Here is a 1,338-nt window from a genome sequence, read left to right on the forward strand (position 1 = left end):
CTGGAGCCGGTTTAGCGTTTTCCATGGAGATGACCAAGGAGGAACTTGTTACGCGCGGCCTAGCGTCTCTTGGGGGCATCAATCTCAGCGCGCTCGATAGCGGTGACCTTCAAGACGATGACTGGCCGAAGCTCACCAGCGCCGCCAGCGTCCTGATGGGAGCCAAGCTGTATGTCAACGACCAGGCCGGCATGACCGTGGCGCGCATTCGCTCGATTGCTCGCCAGTGCCAGCGTCGGGAGGGGTTGAGTGTCCTGCTGATCGATTACATCCAACTGATCAGCGCCGAGAGCAGCTCGAACCGTTCCCTCGAGGTCGGGAAGATCTCCACAGCACTGAAGAACCTAGCCAAGGAACTTAAGATCCCGGTGATTGTGCTTGCGCAACTCAATCGCGGATCGACTAACCGGCCCGACAAGCGCCCGCGTCCGAGTGATATTCGTGACTCCGGCCAGATCGAGCAGGACGCCGACGTGGTTATCCTGGTGCATCGGGACATGGAGAGCGAGGAGGGCCAGAACGGGGTCACCGAGTTAATCGTGGGCAAGGTTCGTCATGCCCGCATTGGTTCCTGCCTGGTACAGCAACAGGGCAAGTACGTCCGTTTTGTTGACTTTGAAGGCCGGCCACCGAGTAACGAGGAGGTCGAGATGGGGCGAAGCTTTGCCAGCAAATTCAGGGGGAGCAAAAACCATGAATAACGTTACCGCCGCGTTGCCGCGCAAGAGCATGAACGCGCTTGAGTGCAAATTCCTCAAGATCGCCGGCGAGGAGTTGGCAAAGGTGAAGGTTGGTGGCCCCACGGCCCTTGCCTACCTGTTGGACATCGTCGCCAGTTGGCACGCTAGCCGCTCGCAGATCCCGTTCCACGATTATGGCCAACGATGGCTGATCGAGGGCAACGCCAAGAACAAGACCGCCAACACGTTGCTGCGTGACCTGTTTGGCCTGAGTGACCCAGATCCGAGGAAAGCCGCATGAAGAAGCGCACATATCTCGACAAGCCCCTGGGGGATACGGAATACCTGCTGGAGCAATGGGGCTGGTGGCGGATGGATGGGATGGGCGTGCCTCGGTACGTGTCACCGCTCTATGCGCTGATCCGCGACAACAACGTCACAGAGGGCGGCATCAAGAACTATTGCGTCACGGACGACGTGGCCCTGGTGGTGGATCGGGCGGTCGCCAAGCTAGCCGCGCGTGATGCGCAGATGGGCAATTTCATCTGGCTGTACTTCGGCGCCAAGTACCCAGCACTTCGGATTGCCCGGGAAAATTACATGGGCGAAGCCAAGGCCCGCGAGCTGATCAAGGCCGGCGTGGCCTGGATCGACGGCG

Annotated in this window: 3 protein-coding genes; all 3 read left to right on the forward strand. The window is 59.7% G+C overall.

Features of this window, described 5'->3' with window-relative positions:
- Positions 1 to 701, forward strand: a 701-nt coding sequence (locus FEM54_RS32635) for a DnaB-like helicase C-terminal domain-containing protein (RefSeq protein ID WP_171045969.1), incomplete at its 5' end; no start/stop codon positions are given.
- Positions 694 to 981 carry a hypothetical protein gene (locus tag FEM54_RS32640; protein WP_138454292.1) on the forward strand — a complete coding sequence of 96 codons (288 nt, stop codon included), beginning with the start codon at positions 694 to 696 and terminating at the stop codon, positions 979 to 981. The genes FEM54_RS32635 and FEM54_RS32640, both read left to right, overlap by 8 nt.
- Positions 978 to 1,338, forward strand: a 361-nt coding sequence (locus FEM54_RS32645) for an antiterminator Q family protein (protein ID WP_138454293.1), incomplete at its 3' end; no start/stop codon positions are given. The genes FEM54_RS32640 and FEM54_RS32645, both read left to right, overlap by 4 nt.

This window comes from Pseudomonas edaphica (genome assembly GCF_005863185.1).
In the GTDB taxonomy this organism is placed as follows: Bacteria; Pseudomonadota; Gammaproteobacteria; order Pseudomonadales; family Pseudomonadaceae; genus Aquipseudomonas; species Aquipseudomonas edaphica.